Raw genomic sequence first — 15,563 nt, 5'->3', positions numbered from 1 at the left:
CATGCAATCAATAAGTCAACAGAGCTCTTTAGTACGTTGGGCCGCATTTTTTTTGCTGGTGACGCTTCTGGTCCATATTATGGTGGTAGCCCAGCCTATTCTTATTCCTTTAGTTTTCGCAGCTTTTATTTCAATACTATTTTCTCCTGTTAGTACCTGGCTGGAAAAATATAAATTTCCTCGTTGGTTAGCGTCCATAATATGCCTGCTATTGGCACTTATTATTTTAGGGGGCATTGTTACATTTTTCTATACACAAACTAAGCGATTTTCCAGTGATCTGGATAGTCTGGGCGAGAGTATGAATCAGCTATTTAGTGATTTCAGCGGGCGTGTTAATCAGCTTACAGGAAGTAGTAGTTTTATGGAAATTAATACTATGCAGGAAGCCCTAAGCAATTTTCTGGAAAACAATACAGATCTGCTGACCGATGGACTTTCTCAAATGACAGCCAGTTTTATTCAGGTTATGCTTTTTATGTCGTTAGTGGTTTTATTCCTGATCTACCGAGACGAACTGCTGACTTTTGGCCTGAAAGCTATTAAAGGAGAAAGTGATAGTGTTAAAGGAATCATCCTTAAAGTAAAACAGGTAGTCAGAAACTACATTATAGGAATTTTTCTGGTCATTCTTATTCTGGCAGTATGCAATAGCATCGCCTTATGGGCTTTAGATATAGAACATGCCATATTTTTCGCAGTATTTGCCGCAGTGCTTAATATAGTGCCATTTATTGGGCCACTGGTCGGTTCAATACTTCCCGCACTTTTTGCCCTGGTTATGAAAGATTCTCTTTGGTATCCCTTTGGTGTGGTACTGTATTTTGTTGTCATTCAAACGATTGAAAGCTACCTGATCACTCCCAATATTGTAGGAAGAAAAGTAAGTGTAAACCCGATGTTTACTATCATCGCCATCTTTGTTGGCAATCTTATCTGGGGCATTGCCGGAATGATACTCTTCATACCATTTACAGCCATGCTAAAGCAGATATTTGATGAAGTAGATCATCTGAAGCCCTATGGTTATATTATGGGGGCTATGGGTAAAAAGAAACAGGCTACCTAATGTATGAGCTTATACACTGAAAAACTGTGAAGAAAACAAAGATGTGTAACATGTTCACTTAATGTGATTTTTCTTTTAATACAAAACGTTTTGGGGTATCCATAATATGATTAATTTAGCTGTCCATAGAAAAAAGTATATGGTCTTGATGTTTGTATTCAAATCAGCATGAAGAAAATTAAATATTTTAAATCTGCATTTCTACTGGCATAAATCTATATGAAGGTCGTAAAATTCTTGTTCTCATTTCTTATTACGATTGCCCTTACGGTTGCCCTGTCCATTAAGATTAGCATTGTACCCCCATTAGGAAAATTCCTTGATCCATTTCATGGTTTCTGGCAAAACGCTGAAAGTGAAATCCCTGAATATGAGCGATCTTTGCAACTTTCTATTTTTGAAGCGCCAGTAAGTATATATTATGACTCTTTGCTTATCCCACATATTTTTGCGGAAAACGAGACTGATCTCTATCGCGCCCAGGGCTATATTATGGCTCAGCATCGCCTTTGGCAGATGGAGTTTGTGACCCATTTCGCCGCAGGTAGGGTTTCAGAAATTGTTGGTGAACGTGCACTTCAGCTTGATCGTACCCAACGCAGAAAAGGACTTACTTACGGGGCTGAAAACTCACTTAAAGAGCTGATGCGTACTACCTTGGGTAAGAGTCAGGTAGAAGCTTATGCTGAGGGGGTAAATGCTTACATTGAGAGCCTTACCTACGAAAGTTTGCCTTTAGAATATAAGCTGATGGCTTATCACCCCGAGCCCTGGACGCCTTTAAAAACAACATTGCTACTAAAGTACATGGCGGAAGACCTGGCCGGATATGACAGCGATCTGGAAAATACTAATGCGCTTAAACTATTTGGTCGCGAATATTTTGACTTCCTTTACCCAACACGTCTGGAGAATACCGATCCGGTAATACCAGCAAGTAGAAAATGGGAGTTTAAGCCACTACCTATAGATACACCCAATGTTGCTTTTGTAGATACATCTGAATTTATCATGCAGGTTGTAGATAAACCTGACGAAGATAATGGAAGTAACAACTGGGCGGTAGATGGTAGTAAAACCCGATCTGGCAAGCCTATGCTGGCTAATGACCCTCACCTGGGCCTTAACCTGCCTTCCATCTGGTATGCTATGCAACTTAATGCTCCTGGTGTAAATGTGATGGGAGTAACTTTACCCGGAGCGCCAAATATAATTGTTGGCTTCAATGATTCTATTGCGTGGGGGGTAACCAACGCGCGTAGAGATGTTAAAGACTGGTACAAAATTCAGTTTACTGATGAAAGCCGTACTGAGTATTTTTATGACGATAACCGCTTAAAAGTTCAGAAGCGTATAGAAGAAATTAAAGTAAGAGATGGAGATACGTATTACGATACAGTGACGTATACACATTTTGGCCCAGTAGTTTACGACTCAAGCTTCCCGGAAGACTCTGTAGTAAATCCTAAAAGAGGATATGCTATGAAGTGGGCAGCTCTGGAACCTTCTTCTGAGATGCTGGCCTTTTACTACCTCAATCGCGCTGATAACTATTCTGAATATGTGCAGGCGCTTAAGTACTACCAAAGCCCGGCACAGAATTTTGTGTTCGCTTCTGCTGCCGGAGATATAGCCATGTGGGTACAGGGTAAGTTTCCTGCCAAATGGAAAGAGCAAGGTAAATTTTTGATGGATGGTAGTACATCCCTATTAGAGTGGCAGCAGACTATCCCAAACACTCAAAACGCTCATATTTTAAATCCTGAACGTGGCTTTGTAAGCTCTGCCAACCAGATACCGGTAGCAAATGATTATCCTTATTATGTCTATGATATTACCTACGAGCATTACCGTAATCGTAGAATTAATGAACGGCTTAGTAAGATGAGAAATATCACTCCCAAAGATTTTATGAGTCTGCATAACGATACATATAATCTAATGGCCGCTGAGTCTTTACCTATTATGCTGGATACTCTGAACCTTGTCACCCTTAGTCCTGAAGAAAAAGAGATATACGACTTGTTGCAAAGCTGGAACTATTATAATAATGTAAACTATAAGGCACCCAGCGTTTACGATTTGTGGTGGAGCAACTTTTATAATCTGATCTGGGATGAGTATGAAGATAAAAACATGGCTTTACGCAGACCCAGTAAAGAAACTACAATTCATATTATCAAAAACTACCCCGATCATATGTTTATTGATATGGTAAACACAACGGTAGTAGAAACCTTACCAGATATTGTAAGTGAATCTTTTTCTAAAACTGTAAAAGAAATTAATCAGTGGAAAGAAGATAATGAAGAGGACTATTTCTGGGGAACCTATAAAAATACCCAATTGACACATATGCTACGTTTAGAGCCTTTTTCGGTAAAAGATGTAAAAGTTGGAGGAGGGCGAAATATTGTAGCTGCTAACAGCCAGAGTCATGGGCAGTCCTGGAAAATGATTGTTTCTCTAGGTGATCAACCCAAAGCCTGGGCAGTTTATCCGGGAGGGCAGTCTGGTAATCCTGGAAGTCCTTATTACGATAATATGGTAGAAAACTGGAGTAGTGGAAATTACTTTCCGCTACTGTTTATGAGAGACCAGACAACAGATGCTGCTGGCACTATATTTAAACAAAGTATATACCCAAAGGCAGAAGAGGAAGAATAATATTTAGAGCAGTCACATTTACAGACTCAACCCAAAGCGCAAAGCCTTACTATGAAATTTATATTCAAAATCATACTAATAGCAGTTTTTAGCTATATTCTGGAGTTGTTTTTACCCTGGTGGTCAGTAGTGATAGCAGCCTTCTTTGTAAGCTTATGGATTCCTATCCGTGGCTTTATAGACTTTTTAAGCGGCTTTTTAGGGGTAGGTCTTTTATGGTTGATCTATGCCTGGCTGATAGATGCTGAAACCTCTAGTGTGCTTTCTGCTCGTATTGCTGAACTGCTCAGTATGCCTAATGCATCTTTTATGATCGCTGCGAGCGGCTTAATAGGGGGGCTTGCCGGAGGGTTTGCTGCGCTTAGTGGAAGTCAGTTTAGACGTATCTTTATGAAAGACACGCCTAAAACTGGTTATTATTCTTAAGAAGCCAGGCTCTTTTTCTTTTCCTGGTAACGTACCTGCGCATCCTGTATGGCGTTAAGGGCAGCAGCTTTGTCTTCCCATCCTTCTACGCCTACTTTTTTCTTTTCCAGGTCTTTATATACCTGGAAGAAGTGCTCAATCTCCATTTTAAGGTGGGGGTTAACCTCTTCAAGAGATGTTACTTTGTTCCAGATAGGATCGCTTACCGGTACGCAAAGAATTTTATCATCCGTTCCTTTTTCATCGTACATCTTAAATAAGCCAATAGGCGTTACTTCCATCAGGCAGCCAGGGAATGTAGGTTCAGTAACCAAGACCAGTACATCTATTTCGTCTCCGTCTTCTGCCAGGGTTTCAGGGATAAACCCATAGTCACTAGGATAAAACATAGAAGAGAAAATCATACGGTCGTAGCGTATCATTTTTTTCTCACGGTCATATTCGTACTTATTACGACTTCCTTTCGGAATTTCTATTATCGCGTCAATGGTGAATTCTTTAGATGAGTTGGCCATGATTTCTGTTTAATTAATTTTGAAACAACATTAAGTGTAAACTACTTATTTGTAAAAAAAACACAGATGTATTGTACTTTTCATAAGCATACCCTTCAATTCAAATTTTTAGCGGGCACATCTCGCGGTGTTCTACGGCACAAAGATTCTTTTTTTATCAAAGTTTCCCAAGATTATTTTTCAAAGGTTTACGGAATTGGGGAGTCTGCTCCTCTGAAAGGCCTGAGTTTGGACGATATTGATAATTTTGAAGACGAATTACGGCAAACATGCGAAGCTTTGACAAAGTCAGATTGGTATCCTGCTCACGAAGATGAGGTGTATGAGTGGGTAAATGAACATATCTCTGAAGACTTACCTTCTGTGCGTTTTGGTTTTGAAACAGCTCTTCTGGATTTGCTTCATGGTGGAAAAAGACAAATTGTAAACAATTCCTGGTCGGTTTCACCATATGAGCCGTTGGAAATCAACGGACTGGTCTGGATGGGAGATAAGGAATGGATGCTGGAGCAACTTAAAAACAAGCTGGAAGCTGGTTTTCACTGTATTAAAATGAAAATAGGAGCCATAGATTTTGAAAAAGAAATGCAGCTACTGGCATTTATTCGCTCACATTATTCAGCAAACGAGATCACAATAAGAGTAGATGCAAATGGTGCTTTTACAGAAAAGGATGTATATGCTAAGCTGGAATGCCTTTCGGAATACCAGGTACACTCCATAGAACAGCCTGTAGCTGCCGGTCAGCTTCCTCTTATGGCTGATGTATGTGTAAACAGTCCTGTCCCCGTAGCTTTAGATGAAGAACTAATTGGGGTACATGGCAAAGAGAACAAGGCTCAATTACTGGATGCAATCAATCCTCAATACATTATACTAAAACCAACTCTGGTAGGGGGTATAAACAGTACCAAAGAATGGATTAGCGAGGCAGAATCTAAAAATATTGGATGGTGGATTACCTCTGCACTGGAGTCTAATGTCGGGCTTAACGCTATAGCACAGCTTACGGCTACTTATCCGATTAACCTGCCTCAAGGCTTAGGCACCGGCCAATTATATCATAATAACATCTCTTCTCCGTTAAGCATTGAAAATGGCAGACTATTGTACCAGCCCGAAATGGATTGGGATTTTGATTTATTAAAGCTATGAACTATACATTAATTACCGGTGCCAGTAATGGAATTGGAGCTGCATTGGCACGGCGCTGCGCGCAGGAAGGTGACAATCTTATACTTGTAGCCAGAAACCAACAAGCGCTGGAAGAACTGGCCGAAGAACTGGAAAGTAAGCATGAAATTGTAGTAAGAGTAATTGCCAAAGACTTACTGAGTCCTGGAGCTGCGAATGACCTCTATTTATTATGTCAAAAGAATGAATGGCCTGTAAGAGTATTAATAAACAATGCTGGTGTAGGGCTATGGGGAAAATTCCACGAACTATCTCTGGAGCAAATGCTGGAAATGATGCAGCTAAATCAACAGTTAATAGTAGAGTTAAGTCACTTCTTTCTTCCCATGCTCAAAGAGGTACCATATGCGCACATATTGAATGTTTCCAGTACCGCAGGTTTTCAGCCTATTCCGTATTTTAGCGTTTATGCTGCCAGCAAAAATTTTGTACTATCATTTTCCAGAAGTTTAAGGCAGGAACTGAAACCTCTAAGAATCAATGTGTCTTGTTTGTGTCCTGGACCTACTGAGTCTTCTTTTTTTGAAAAAGCTGGCTTTGAACGAATCAAGTACAGCAAAGGTGCGATTATGAAAGCAGAAGAAGTAGCGGATGAGGCTATTCTGGGTATGATAGATAGAGCAGCTGTTATTATTCCTGGCTTCTCTAATCGGGTAGGTGCATTCTTTAGTAAGATTATGCCAAGCGGATTGATGGCGAGCCTGATTGGAAAGTACTTTAAGCCAACGTAAGAAAATGAATCAGCCATGCAGTTGAATAATTCAGAAAAAGAGAAGTTTAAAAAATTGCTTTATCAGTGGCAGGAAGATGGGCTTTTGAGTAGTGATAAGGTGAATGATCTAAAATTAAATATTGATCAGCTCCACCAAAAATCTTCCCCATTTGACTGGAAAAACTTATCCTTTCTAGCGTTTTTCTTTGCAGTGGTATGTATCATATTGGCTACTTCTCTAATGATTACCGGTGATTGGCTGGAGAAAATAGTCAATGCGATATTTGATGTGCCCGACATCCTAAAGAGCTTATTTTTCTTTATTGTGGCTGGAGGTCTTTCTTATCTGGCTAAAAAGAGGAGAGAAAGGCATCCTAAAAAAGTGTTTAGCAACGAGTCTCTTTTTATGTTTGGGGCTATCAGCGTAGCTTTTGGAATTACTTATCTGGGCTTTTCACTGGATATGACAAATGGCTACTATCCGGTACTTATCCTAACCGCTTCTGTCATCTATGGTGCCGCAGGAATTTACCTGAACTCTGCTATCAACTGGTATCTTTCTATGGCGGCGTTTACGCTTTGGTTTGGGTCAGAAACTACCTACTGGGCTAAAGATAATGATCTGTTTATAGGTATGAACTATCCTATGCGCTACGTACTTTTTGGATTGTTACTACTCTTGTTGAGCAAGATCATGAATAGGCTAGAATGGGAGCAAAAATTTGTTAATAGTGCCTATGTGTTAGGGCTTTTATCTTTGTTTATGGCACTGTGGCTTTTATCCATTTTTGGAAACTATGCCGACCTGATAGCATGGAGAGAAGTGTCTCAATTCAATTTTATACTTTGGGCATTAGTTTTAGCACTTGCTTCAGCTATTGCTATTTATTATGGTCTTAAACATGAGGACAAAATTAGTCGTGATATCGGTATCTTATTTTTATTACTAAATATTTATACTCGCTATTTTGAATATCTGTGGGATAGTATGCATAAGGTACTTTTCTTCAGTATTCTGGCTGTTTCTTTCTGGCTTATAGGCAGAAAAGCAGAAAGCGTCTGGAACCTGGCAGATAAATAAGCAATAAAAAAAAGCTGTTCCGATTAAGGAACAGCTCCGATGTTTATTTTTCTAAAACCCAACTCAAAATTATTTTTGTGAAAGGTTCTCATCTTGAACTACTATCTCTTTAGCAGCCGGTTCTTCAATACTTTCACCCAGATGGGCCGCATCATTAACAGAAATATGTGGTGCGATAATGAGTGCTACGATAGAAGTAAGTTTGATAAGTATGTTCATAGATGGACCTGAAGTATCTTTAAAGGGGTCTCCAACTGTATCACCAGTTACTGAAGCTTTGTGAGCCTCAGAGCCTTTGTATTCCATTTTTCCATCTATTTTAACCCCTTTTTCAAAGGATTTTTTAGCATTATCCCAAGCACCTCCGGCATTGTTCTGAAACATTCCCATTAGTACTCCGGAAACAGTAATACCTGCCAGCATTCCACCCAAAATTTCTGCTGAAGAAGTATCTGCAAAAACCCCTTTCAGGCCAAAACCTACCAGTAATGGAGCAAGCAATGCAATAGCGCCGGGAGCTATCATTTCTCGTATGGAAGCCTGAGTGGAAATTTCCACGCATTTTTCATACTCTGGTGTAGCTTTGTGTTCCATTATGCCCGGTATTTCTCTAAACTGGCGTCTTACTTCTTGCACCATGTCCATTGCGGCTTTACCTACGGCAGCTATTGCTAATGACGAAAATATAAAAGGTATCATAGCTCCTACGAATAGCGCGCCTAATACTGGTGCTTTGTAGATGTCTATACTGTCAATACCTGCTACTCCTACAAAAGCCGCGAATAAAGCCAGCGCGGTAAGAGCCGCAGAAGCAATGGCAAAGCCTTTTCCGGTAGCAGCAGTAGTATTTCCTACGGCATCCAGATTATCTGTGCGCCCTCTAACTTCTTCAGGCAGTCCACTCATCTCGGCTATACCTCCGGCATTGTCGGCTATCGGACCAAAGGCATCAATTGCCAATTGCATGGCAGTAGTCGCCATCATACCTGCTGCTGCGATTGCCACCCCATATAAACCGGCAAAGCTGTATGAAGCAATAATACCTCCTGCAAGAACAAAAATAGGTAGTACCGTAGACTCCATGCCTACCGCTAAGCCTCCTATAATATTGGTAGCGTGCCCGGTAGAAGATTGATGTACGATAGAGTTAACCGGACGCCGGCCCATAGCGGTATAATATTCCGTAATAATGCTCATTAGAGCTCCTACTATTAAACCTACAAAGATAGCCCAAAATACATCCATTGAAGTAAAGCTGAAGCCACGAATAACCATATTTTCTGGTAATAGGGCACTAACTATGAAATAGGAAGCTATCACTGTTAAAATAATGGAAGACCAGTTGCCCATATTTAGCGCTTTTTGTACACTGTCGGTTTCTTTGTTGACCCGTACCAGAAAAGTACCAACAATAGAAAAAACTAAGCCTACACCAGCAATTAGCATAGGAAGCAGTACCGGACCTATACCACCAAAATTATCCTGCGATACAATCTCTCTACCTAATACCATTGTGGCTAATATTGTAGCTACATAGGACCCAAAAAGGTCAGCACCCATACCGGCAACATCACCAACATTGTCACCTACGTTGTCGGCTACTGTAGCTGGATTACGTACGTCATCTTCAGGAATACCAGCCTCAACTTTACCTACCAGGTCGGCGCCCACATCTGCTGCTTTTGTATAAATACCACCGCCTACACGTGCAAAAAGGGCAATACTTTCAGCTCCCAGGGAGAAGCCTGCAAGTACTTCCAATGCTTTTTCCATTTCTATACCATTGACGGAAGCCCCGGTACTTACTACGTATAGCTGAAAAAATACGATAAATAGGCCGCCTAAGCCAAGAACTGCCAGACCAGCTACGCCTAGTCCCATAACAGTACCTCCGGCAAAGGAAATCTTCAGAGCTTTGGAAAGGCTGCTACGGGCAGCCTGAGCGGTACGTACATTTGCTTTGGTCGCGATATTCATACCTATATATCCTGCAAGAGCAGAAAAGAAAGCACCAATAATAAATGATATTGCGATGACAGGGCTGGAAGTTTCTACAAGTGTACCTGACCAGGCTAAAAGGATAGATGCTATAATAGCAAAATAAGTGAGTACTTTCCATTCAGCTTTTAAAAAAGCCATCGCGCCATTGGCGATGTACTCAGCTAATTCTTTCATGTTTTTATCTCCGGCATCCTGGCGCTTAATCCATGAGGAGCGAACAGCAGTGTATACCAAGGCCAGTATTCCCAGAGCAGGAACTACGTAAACTATGCTATGCATAAATATGAATAATTTTAAGTTGTATGTTGAATTTTAATGATTAGCGGTGCTAATATAGAAGAAGACTTGCTTTTTAAAAATGATTTTTAGTTTTCTTAAAGCCCGGTATTTTGTTCAATTGTATTCCATAAGTCAATTGCATAATTTTTTAAAGATTTCTAACAATCAACTCCTGTAAAAGTTAGCATTATAAAATTTGAAAAATATGAATGGATTAATAAGAATAATAGCAAGTGTAGGTGCAGGTGTTCTAATACTGAAAGTACTACAGCAAAGACCTATAAAAAATTACCTTTTAGGAGCTCTGGTAGATGGAGCTTACTATGTTATTAAGAAAAAATTAAGGAGCTGAATTAAGCTTCTGAATCTTCGGACTGGTTCATTTCAGCCAGTTCCCCTTCGTATAGCGTCTCTACTTCCTGAGCCGCTATACCTTTCTCCCTAAGCCATCTGCTAAAAACTGAAGTGTAGCCGTGGGTTACGTATACATTTTCTGCTTCGGTTGCTCCTACGGCTTTGTTAAGGTCATTCCAGTCTGCATGATCAGATACAACAAAACCCCGATCCGCCGCCCGTCTTCTTTTCATTCCTCTGATTTGCATCCAGCCAGAAGCTATGCCTGTACTAAAAGGTCTTAACTTACGAGCCCAGGTGCTACTAGTAGCTGAAGGCGGAGCTATTACTAATGCTTTGGAGATAGTATCTTTATCTGTCTCTGCTGTGAGTTTGGGAAAATGCTTTAAAGGAGCGCCCCCTTCAATTAAAGCCTGATTCGTATTATACACTGCTCCGTGTAGCAAAATGGGACCAATGCTTTGGTTGATACTTTGTAAGATACGCTGAGCTTTGCCTAAGGAATATGCTCCAATCAAAGAAGCTTTGCCTACCTCCTGATTTGCATGCCACCATGCATTAATCTCTTCTGCTACTTCCTGCTGAGGGCGCCAGCGGTAGATGGGTAAACCAAAAGTTGATTCGGTAATAAAGCTATGGCATTTTATGGGCTCAAAAGGAGTGGAAAATCCATCATTTTCCAGTTTATAATCTCCAGAAACCACCCATACTTCTCCCTCATACTCTAATCTTATTTGTGCAGATCCGTAGATATGTCCTGCCGGGTGTAGGCTTACAGTCACACCATTAATATCTACAGTTTCAGAATAGGCTAATGTCTCCAGATGTATGTCTTGCCCCAGGCGGTATTTGAGAATGCTTGCCGAATTGTGATGTGCTAAATAATACTTATGACCCCAGCGTGCATGGTCTGAGTGTGCATGTGTAATAATTGCTTTGTCTACCGGTAACCACGGGTCTATAAAAACATCTGCCTGAGGGCAGTAAAGCCCTTTTTTGGTAAATTCAATGAGCTGTGACATTGGTAAGGGTTACAATTCCTGCGGTTTTTCGTTTGGCTTGGCATAACTATAGCGCCCAATACTATTTGTGGTATGATAGCTATCAAGTCCGGAACAGGTTATAGAACCTGCTGTTTCCAAATCAATAAATCCATCTTCGGATACTACTGAGTCTATTAATCTTACTTCTTTGATTTCGGCAATGACAAATACGGTATCATTTGCCTGAATATTCTGCCGTTCTACATAGCTACAGCCGATCTGTACATTAGACTCTTTTACATATGGTGCTTTAATGATAGGACCATAATCGGGGGTAAAACCACAGCTCTCAAACTCAGATTGCTCCCAGCGTGCACTGGTATGATGCGCAGACTGTACATGACAAGCCGGGATATGATTAATTGTAAAATCCTTAAGTTCCAGGATGTTCTCCAGAGTATGGCGGTTAACCGTATGAGGCCTGAAAAGTACTCCGATTAAAGGTGGATTGGCTCCTACATGGATAATCTGACTAAAAATAGCAAGATTAGTTTTGTTGTTTTGGTCTTGAGTGCCGATTAAGGCTACGCTTTTGAAACCGGTTAAAGAGTTGATAAACTGTGTCCTATACCTTTTATCATAAGCTTCAATGTCATCTCTGGAGATATGTTGCATTAGTTTTCTATTGCTTCTTCTAGGGTGTTACAATACTTAATGTCCAGCTTATCTATGACTGGCAAGTTCGGGTGGTGACGGTAAATCTGCTCTTTAGCAATATCTACAGACTTTTTGAACCAGGGTTCCGGAGGTAGAATTTTGCGATGAGTTTTAAGTCCATGTTCGTACATTTTGGTTTTCCACTCAACAAAATACCACTCCATAGATGGCTGATGAAAAGCTTTTAAGGCTCGTTTATCAAAGACAAACTTTTGGTTGAACCCAGCTTCTACCAGTTCGCTAATTTTATAGAAAGTATCTTTAAAGTGCTCAATAGGCACATACTCAGACTTTAGTTTACAAATTACGATCTTTAAATCTTTAATATATGTTACCTGTGCGAATCGTGAGTTAAAGTAATCTGTAAATTCGTATGGGCTAATCTGGTTTTCGGCAAAATTTTTCATACTAAATACCGGCTATTAGATAGTTCTATAATACATTTAAAAAAACTAATGGAAGCTGTTCTTTTGTTTGCTCTTATCCTCCCGAATCTGCTTCTTTAGTGATGAAAGTTCATCTTCCAGTTTGGTAGCATATTCTATAGTTGTTTTCATCATATCCTGTTGGGACATAATCTGTTCTTTAAGAAAGCCAAGCTCTTCATTCATCTCGCTAAGCTTGCTCTCATAAACTTCTTTAAGGCGAGCCTTTTCCAACTCTACCTTTTTTAGTTCTTCCTTAAATATTAAATAAGCTTCTGGTGGGGTTCTCATATACAATCAGGATATTATTGCTCTATACTTTCGTAATTGAGAGAATCCGTAAGTATAGGATACTATAAGATACCGTTTATAAAAGAAAAAGTTTAACTTTTAAACGTAAAAATTAAACTTTTTTAAAATAGGTGTGCTGATTATTATAGCGTTTTTAATGATGATAGACCTCCATCAATGTGCATTACCTGACCGGTAATCCAACTGCTTTTTTCTGATAATAAGTATATCACCATGTTTGCAATATCGGCGGGTTTACCATATCTACCCAACGGATGGCGCTGATCAGATGCTTCTCTTTTTTCGTCCGAAGAGAGCAAGTTACTGGCAAGTGGAGTATCTGTTAGCGATGGGGCTACTAAATTTACTCTAATGTGTTTAGAAGCAAACTCAGCAGCCAGTGATCTCCCAAATCCCTCCAAAGCACCTTTAGCAGTAGCAACAGAGGTATGATAGTTTAGTCCTACCTGAACCGCCACTGTGCTAAATAGCACAATGCTGGCTCCTTTGGCGTTTCTTAGCTTTTTAATACTTTGCTCAATTACTTTGATAGCCCCCAGCACATTGATCTGAAGATCATTCATATAATCTTCAGCCTTCAGACCCTGAAAAGGTTTTAGAGTAATAGTACCCGGGCAATAAACCAGACCATGCAACTCGTCAGGCAACTCGTTTAGCTCCTCACCAATGTTGAGTACATCAAGTTTAATATGTGTTACTTTATCCTTGATATCTTCGGCTGGTTCAGACCTGCAAGCCAGATACAAATTAGCTTTAGTCTGCATAAGCTCCTGCACAATTGCAGCACCTATGCCGGATGTACCACCTATGATGGCAATATTCTTATGATCAAAATCATTCATATTATTTTAAGTTTAGGTAATTCAGGAATTCTTTCTTACGATCTTCCTGCTCAAATTTACCCCCATAATATGATGTGATAGTCTTACTGGTAACATCCTGTACGCCACGTGATGATACACACATATGTGCAGCATCAACGACTACAGCTACATCCTCTGTTTTTAATACTTCTTTTAATTCGGTAGCAATCTGCATGGTCATGCGCTCCTGTACCTGAGGCCTTTTGGCAAAGTACTGCACGATACGATTGATTTTAGATAAACCAATTACATAACCATTAGAGATATAAGCCACATGGGCTTTACCAGTAATAGGTACAAAGTGATGTTCGCAGCTTGAGAAAAACGTTATATCTTTTTCTACCAGCATTTCATTGTACTTGTATTTATTTTCAAATAGGGTAGCGTGGGGTTTATTTTCGGGTTTAATACCACTGAAAATCTCCTCCACGTACATTTTAGCTACCCGCAGAGGGGTGCCTTTCAGACTATCATCATTGAGGTCAAGACCAAGAATGTGCATAATTTCGCGAAAATGCTTTGCTATAAGCTCTATCTTAAGCGCATCATCTTTTTCAAATGCATCTGGTCTTAAAGGGGTCTCGGTAGAGGTTGATATATGGTTTTCGCCTACTTCTTGTGCGTTTTCGTAATCTTCAGGACGGGTATTCAACAAAGTTTCTTTCAGTTTCATATAAGGTTACTTTTAAATCAAGTTCTTCATCAATGTGAGCTCTCAGTTTATTCCAAATCACGATGGCAATATGCTCAGCGGTCGGATTCAACTTTTTGAAGTCTTCTACGTCCAAATTTAAGTTTTTATGGTCAAATTTTTTGGTGACTTCTTTTTTGATCAGATCACTTAACCACTTCATGTCACATACATAGCCTGTTTGAGGGTCTGGATAACCGCTTACTTTAACGATAAGCTCATAGTTATGCCCGTGATAATTAGGGTTATTACATTTGCCAAATACAGATCTGTTTTTCTCTTCTGACCACTCAGGATTGTGAAGCCGATGAGCTGCATTAAAATGTTCCTTTCTGAATACACTTACTTTCATGATTTGCTAACTGTGTATTGAATTTTTTTGTTTAATAGATTATAAGTAATATTTAAACAAAATTAATCATTGAATGATAAATAATATTTTGAGTTGACGAAATTTAGTTGTCATGCCACCATAGATAAACTGGAAATAACAAAATTAGATACATTTTTAATAGAATTGTCTGCTTACATTTTAGCTCAACTGCTAAAGTCTTTGTGCATAATTCATTGAAAGTACAATTGAATACTTAATTTTACTGCTCATAATTTTATCATTGCATGAACAGTTTATATCTAAGCAAAACCGCCCGTACACCGGAAATAAAGCTTGATCCAAAGCAGGGAGTATTTGAAATAAATGGTAGATCAATTCCTGAAAACTCAGTGGATTTTTATGCTTCAGTGATGCAGTGGATGGATGCCTATCGTCAGGAGCCAAACTCACGTACTAATTTTCTTGTAAAACTTGAATATTTTAATACGAGTTCCTCTAAGTGTTTAATAGACATTTTAAGAAAACTGGAAAAAATCTATACCGACGGTAATGATGTAACACTGGAGTGGCATTACGATGTAGAGGATGATGATATGCGAGAGTCTGGTGAAGACTTTAAAGAAATTCTTAAGCTGCCCGTTAAAATGGTTCCATTTAAAGATGACGAATAAAAGCTGTTATAATTAGCAGCCTCCGCCAAACTTTAATCTGAACTATAGATTTACCTTATTACAGAAGTATACTAATAAAAGATTTTTTTAATGGATATTCAGAAAGCCTTCGGCATATTTTTTACTCTATTAGGTACGGCCATCCTTCTTGTTTCGGTTTACGCTATGATTTCAGGGTCTATTATAGTTTTTGATACTGAAATCAGCGCGATGAAAGCGATCATACCCGCTGTATTAGGAATTATATTCTTTTCGGCAGGTATTAAGCT

At 39.5% G+C, this 15,563-nt stretch carries 16 protein-coding genes; 7 read left to right on the top strand and 9 right to left on the bottom strand.

From position 1 onward, the window contains the following. Position 1 precedes the first annotated feature (1 nt). The 3 genes from PZB74_RS18355 (at position 2) to PZB74_RS18345 (ending at position 4,162) form a co-directional block, all read left to right on the top strand. Positions 2-1,069 carry an AI-2E family transporter gene (locus PZB74_RS18355; RefSeq protein ID WP_302238621.1) on the top strand — a complete coding sequence of 356 codons (1,068 nt, stop codon included), beginning with the start codon at positions 2-4 and terminating at the stop codon, positions 1,067-1,069. A gap of 219 nt (positions 1,070-1,288) precedes the next feature. After that, positions 1,289-3,736: a penicillin acylase family protein gene (locus PZB74_RS18350; protein ID WP_302238620.1), complete on the top strand. Its 2,448-nt coding sequence runs from the start codon at positions 1,289-1,291 to the stop codon at positions 3,734-3,736. A 51-nt stretch (positions 3,737-3,787) separates the two neighbouring features. Then, on the top strand, positions 3,788-4,162 hold the full coding sequence (locus PZB74_RS18345) for a hypothetical protein (RefSeq protein ID WP_302238619.1): 375 nt from the start codon (positions 3,788-3,790) through the stop codon (positions 4,160-4,162). On the opposite strand, the gene PZB74_RS18340 is transcribed toward PZB74_RS18345, so the two are convergent. Next, positions 4,159-4,677: an inorganic diphosphatase gene (locus PZB74_RS18340; protein ID WP_302238618.1), complete on the bottom strand. Its 519-nt coding sequence runs from the start codon at positions 4,675-4,677 to the stop codon at positions 4,159-4,161. The two genes, PZB74_RS18345 and PZB74_RS18340, sit on opposite strands and share 4 nt — an antisense overlap. A 228-nt stretch (positions 4,678-4,905) precedes the next feature. On the opposite strand from PZB74_RS18340, the gene PZB74_RS18335 reads away from it, so the two are divergent. The 3 genes from PZB74_RS18335 to PZB74_RS18325 are packed head-to-tail and all read left to right on the top strand — an operon-like array spanning position 4,906 to position 7,664. Further along, the gene (locus PZB74_RS18335; protein WP_302238617.1) at positions 4,906-5,832 is read left to right on the top strand and encodes an o-succinylbenzoate synthase; all 927 of its coding nucleotides are present in this window, start codon (positions 4,906-4,908) and stop codon (positions 5,830-5,832) included. Beyond that, on the top strand, positions 5,829-6,602 hold the full coding sequence (locus PZB74_RS18330; RefSeq protein WP_302238616.1) for an SDR family NAD(P)-dependent oxidoreductase: 774 nt from the start codon (positions 5,829-5,831) through the stop codon (positions 6,600-6,602). The genes PZB74_RS18335 and PZB74_RS18330 overlap by 4 nt, the downstream gene beginning before the upstream one ends. A 15-nt stretch (positions 6,603-6,617) precedes the next feature. Then, positions 6,618-7,664: a hypothetical protein gene (locus PZB74_RS18325; protein WP_302238615.1), complete on the top strand. Its 1,047-nt coding sequence runs from the start codon at positions 6,618-6,620 to the stop codon at positions 7,662-7,664. 69 nt (positions 7,665-7,733) lie between these two features. On the opposite strand, the gene PZB74_RS18320 is transcribed toward PZB74_RS18325, so the two are convergent. The 8 genes from PZB74_RS18320 to PZB74_RS18285 all read right to left on the bottom strand — a co-directional run bounded on the left by PZB74_RS18320 (position 7,734) and on the right by PZB74_RS18285 (position 14,641). After that, positions 7,734-9,944 (bottom strand): sodium-translocating pyrophosphatase, encoded by a 2,211-nt coding sequence (locus PZB74_RS18320; RefSeq protein WP_302238614.1) that lies wholly within the window; start codon positions 9,942-9,944, stop codon positions 7,734-7,736. A gap of 353 nt (positions 9,945-10,297) precedes the next feature. Beyond that, the gene (locus PZB74_RS18315) at positions 10,298-11,320 is read right to left on the bottom strand and encodes a ligase-associated DNA damage response exonuclease (protein ID WP_302238613.1); all 1,023 of its coding nucleotides are present in this window, start codon (positions 11,318-11,320) and stop codon (positions 10,298-10,300) included. 9 nt (positions 11,321-11,329) lie between these two features. Continuing rightward, positions 11,330-11,956: a flavin reductase family protein gene (locus tag PZB74_RS18310; RefSeq protein ID WP_302238612.1), complete on the bottom strand. Its 627-nt coding sequence runs from the start codon at positions 11,954-11,956 to the stop codon at positions 11,330-11,332. Then, positions 11,956-12,405 (bottom strand): hypothetical protein, encoded by a 450-nt coding sequence (locus PZB74_RS18305; RefSeq protein WP_302238611.1) that lies wholly within the window; start codon positions 12,403-12,405, stop codon positions 11,956-11,958. The genes PZB74_RS18310 and PZB74_RS18305 overlap by 1 nt, the downstream gene beginning before the upstream one ends. Before the next feature lie 45 nt (positions 12,406-12,450). After that, the gene (locus PZB74_RS18300; RefSeq protein WP_302238610.1) at positions 12,451-12,714 is read right to left on the bottom strand and encodes a hypothetical protein; all 264 of its coding nucleotides are present in this window, start codon (positions 12,712-12,714) and stop codon (positions 12,451-12,453) included. Positions 12,715-12,857: 143 nt separating this feature from the next. Next, the gene (locus PZB74_RS18295; RefSeq protein ID WP_302238609.1) at positions 12,858-13,577 is read right to left on the bottom strand and encodes an SDR family NAD(P)-dependent oxidoreductase; all 720 of its coding nucleotides are present in this window, start codon (positions 13,575-13,577) and stop codon (positions 12,858-12,860) included. Position 13,578: 1 nt separating this feature from the next. Further along, entirely contained in the window at positions 13,579-14,271 is a 693-nt protein-coding gene (folE, locus tag PZB74_RS18290) for a GTP cyclohydrolase I FolE (protein ID WP_302238608.1), read from the bottom strand. Next, positions 14,234-14,641 (bottom strand): 6-pyruvoyl trahydropterin synthase family protein, encoded by a 408-nt coding sequence (locus PZB74_RS18285; RefSeq protein WP_302238607.1) that lies wholly within the window; start codon positions 14,639-14,641, stop codon positions 14,234-14,236. Before PZB74_RS18285 ends, folE begins: the two co-directional genes overlap by 38 nt. 266 nt (positions 14,642-14,907) lie before the next feature. Between PZB74_RS18285 and PZB74_RS18280 the strand changes: the two genes are divergently transcribed. Next, a complete protein-coding gene (locus PZB74_RS18280) occupies positions 14,908-15,294 on the top strand; it encodes a DUF1987 domain-containing protein (RefSeq protein ID WP_302238606.1) in 387 nt (128 codons plus the stop codon). The last annotated feature ends 269 nt before the right edge of the window (positions 15,295-15,563 follow it).

This window comes from Porifericola rhodea (assembly GCF_030506305.1).
Taxonomy (GTDB): domain Bacteria; phylum Bacteroidota; class Bacteroidia; order Cytophagales; family Cyclobacteriaceae; genus Catalinimonas; species Catalinimonas rhodea.
This window is presented reverse-complemented; position numbering and strand designations above follow the sequence as displayed.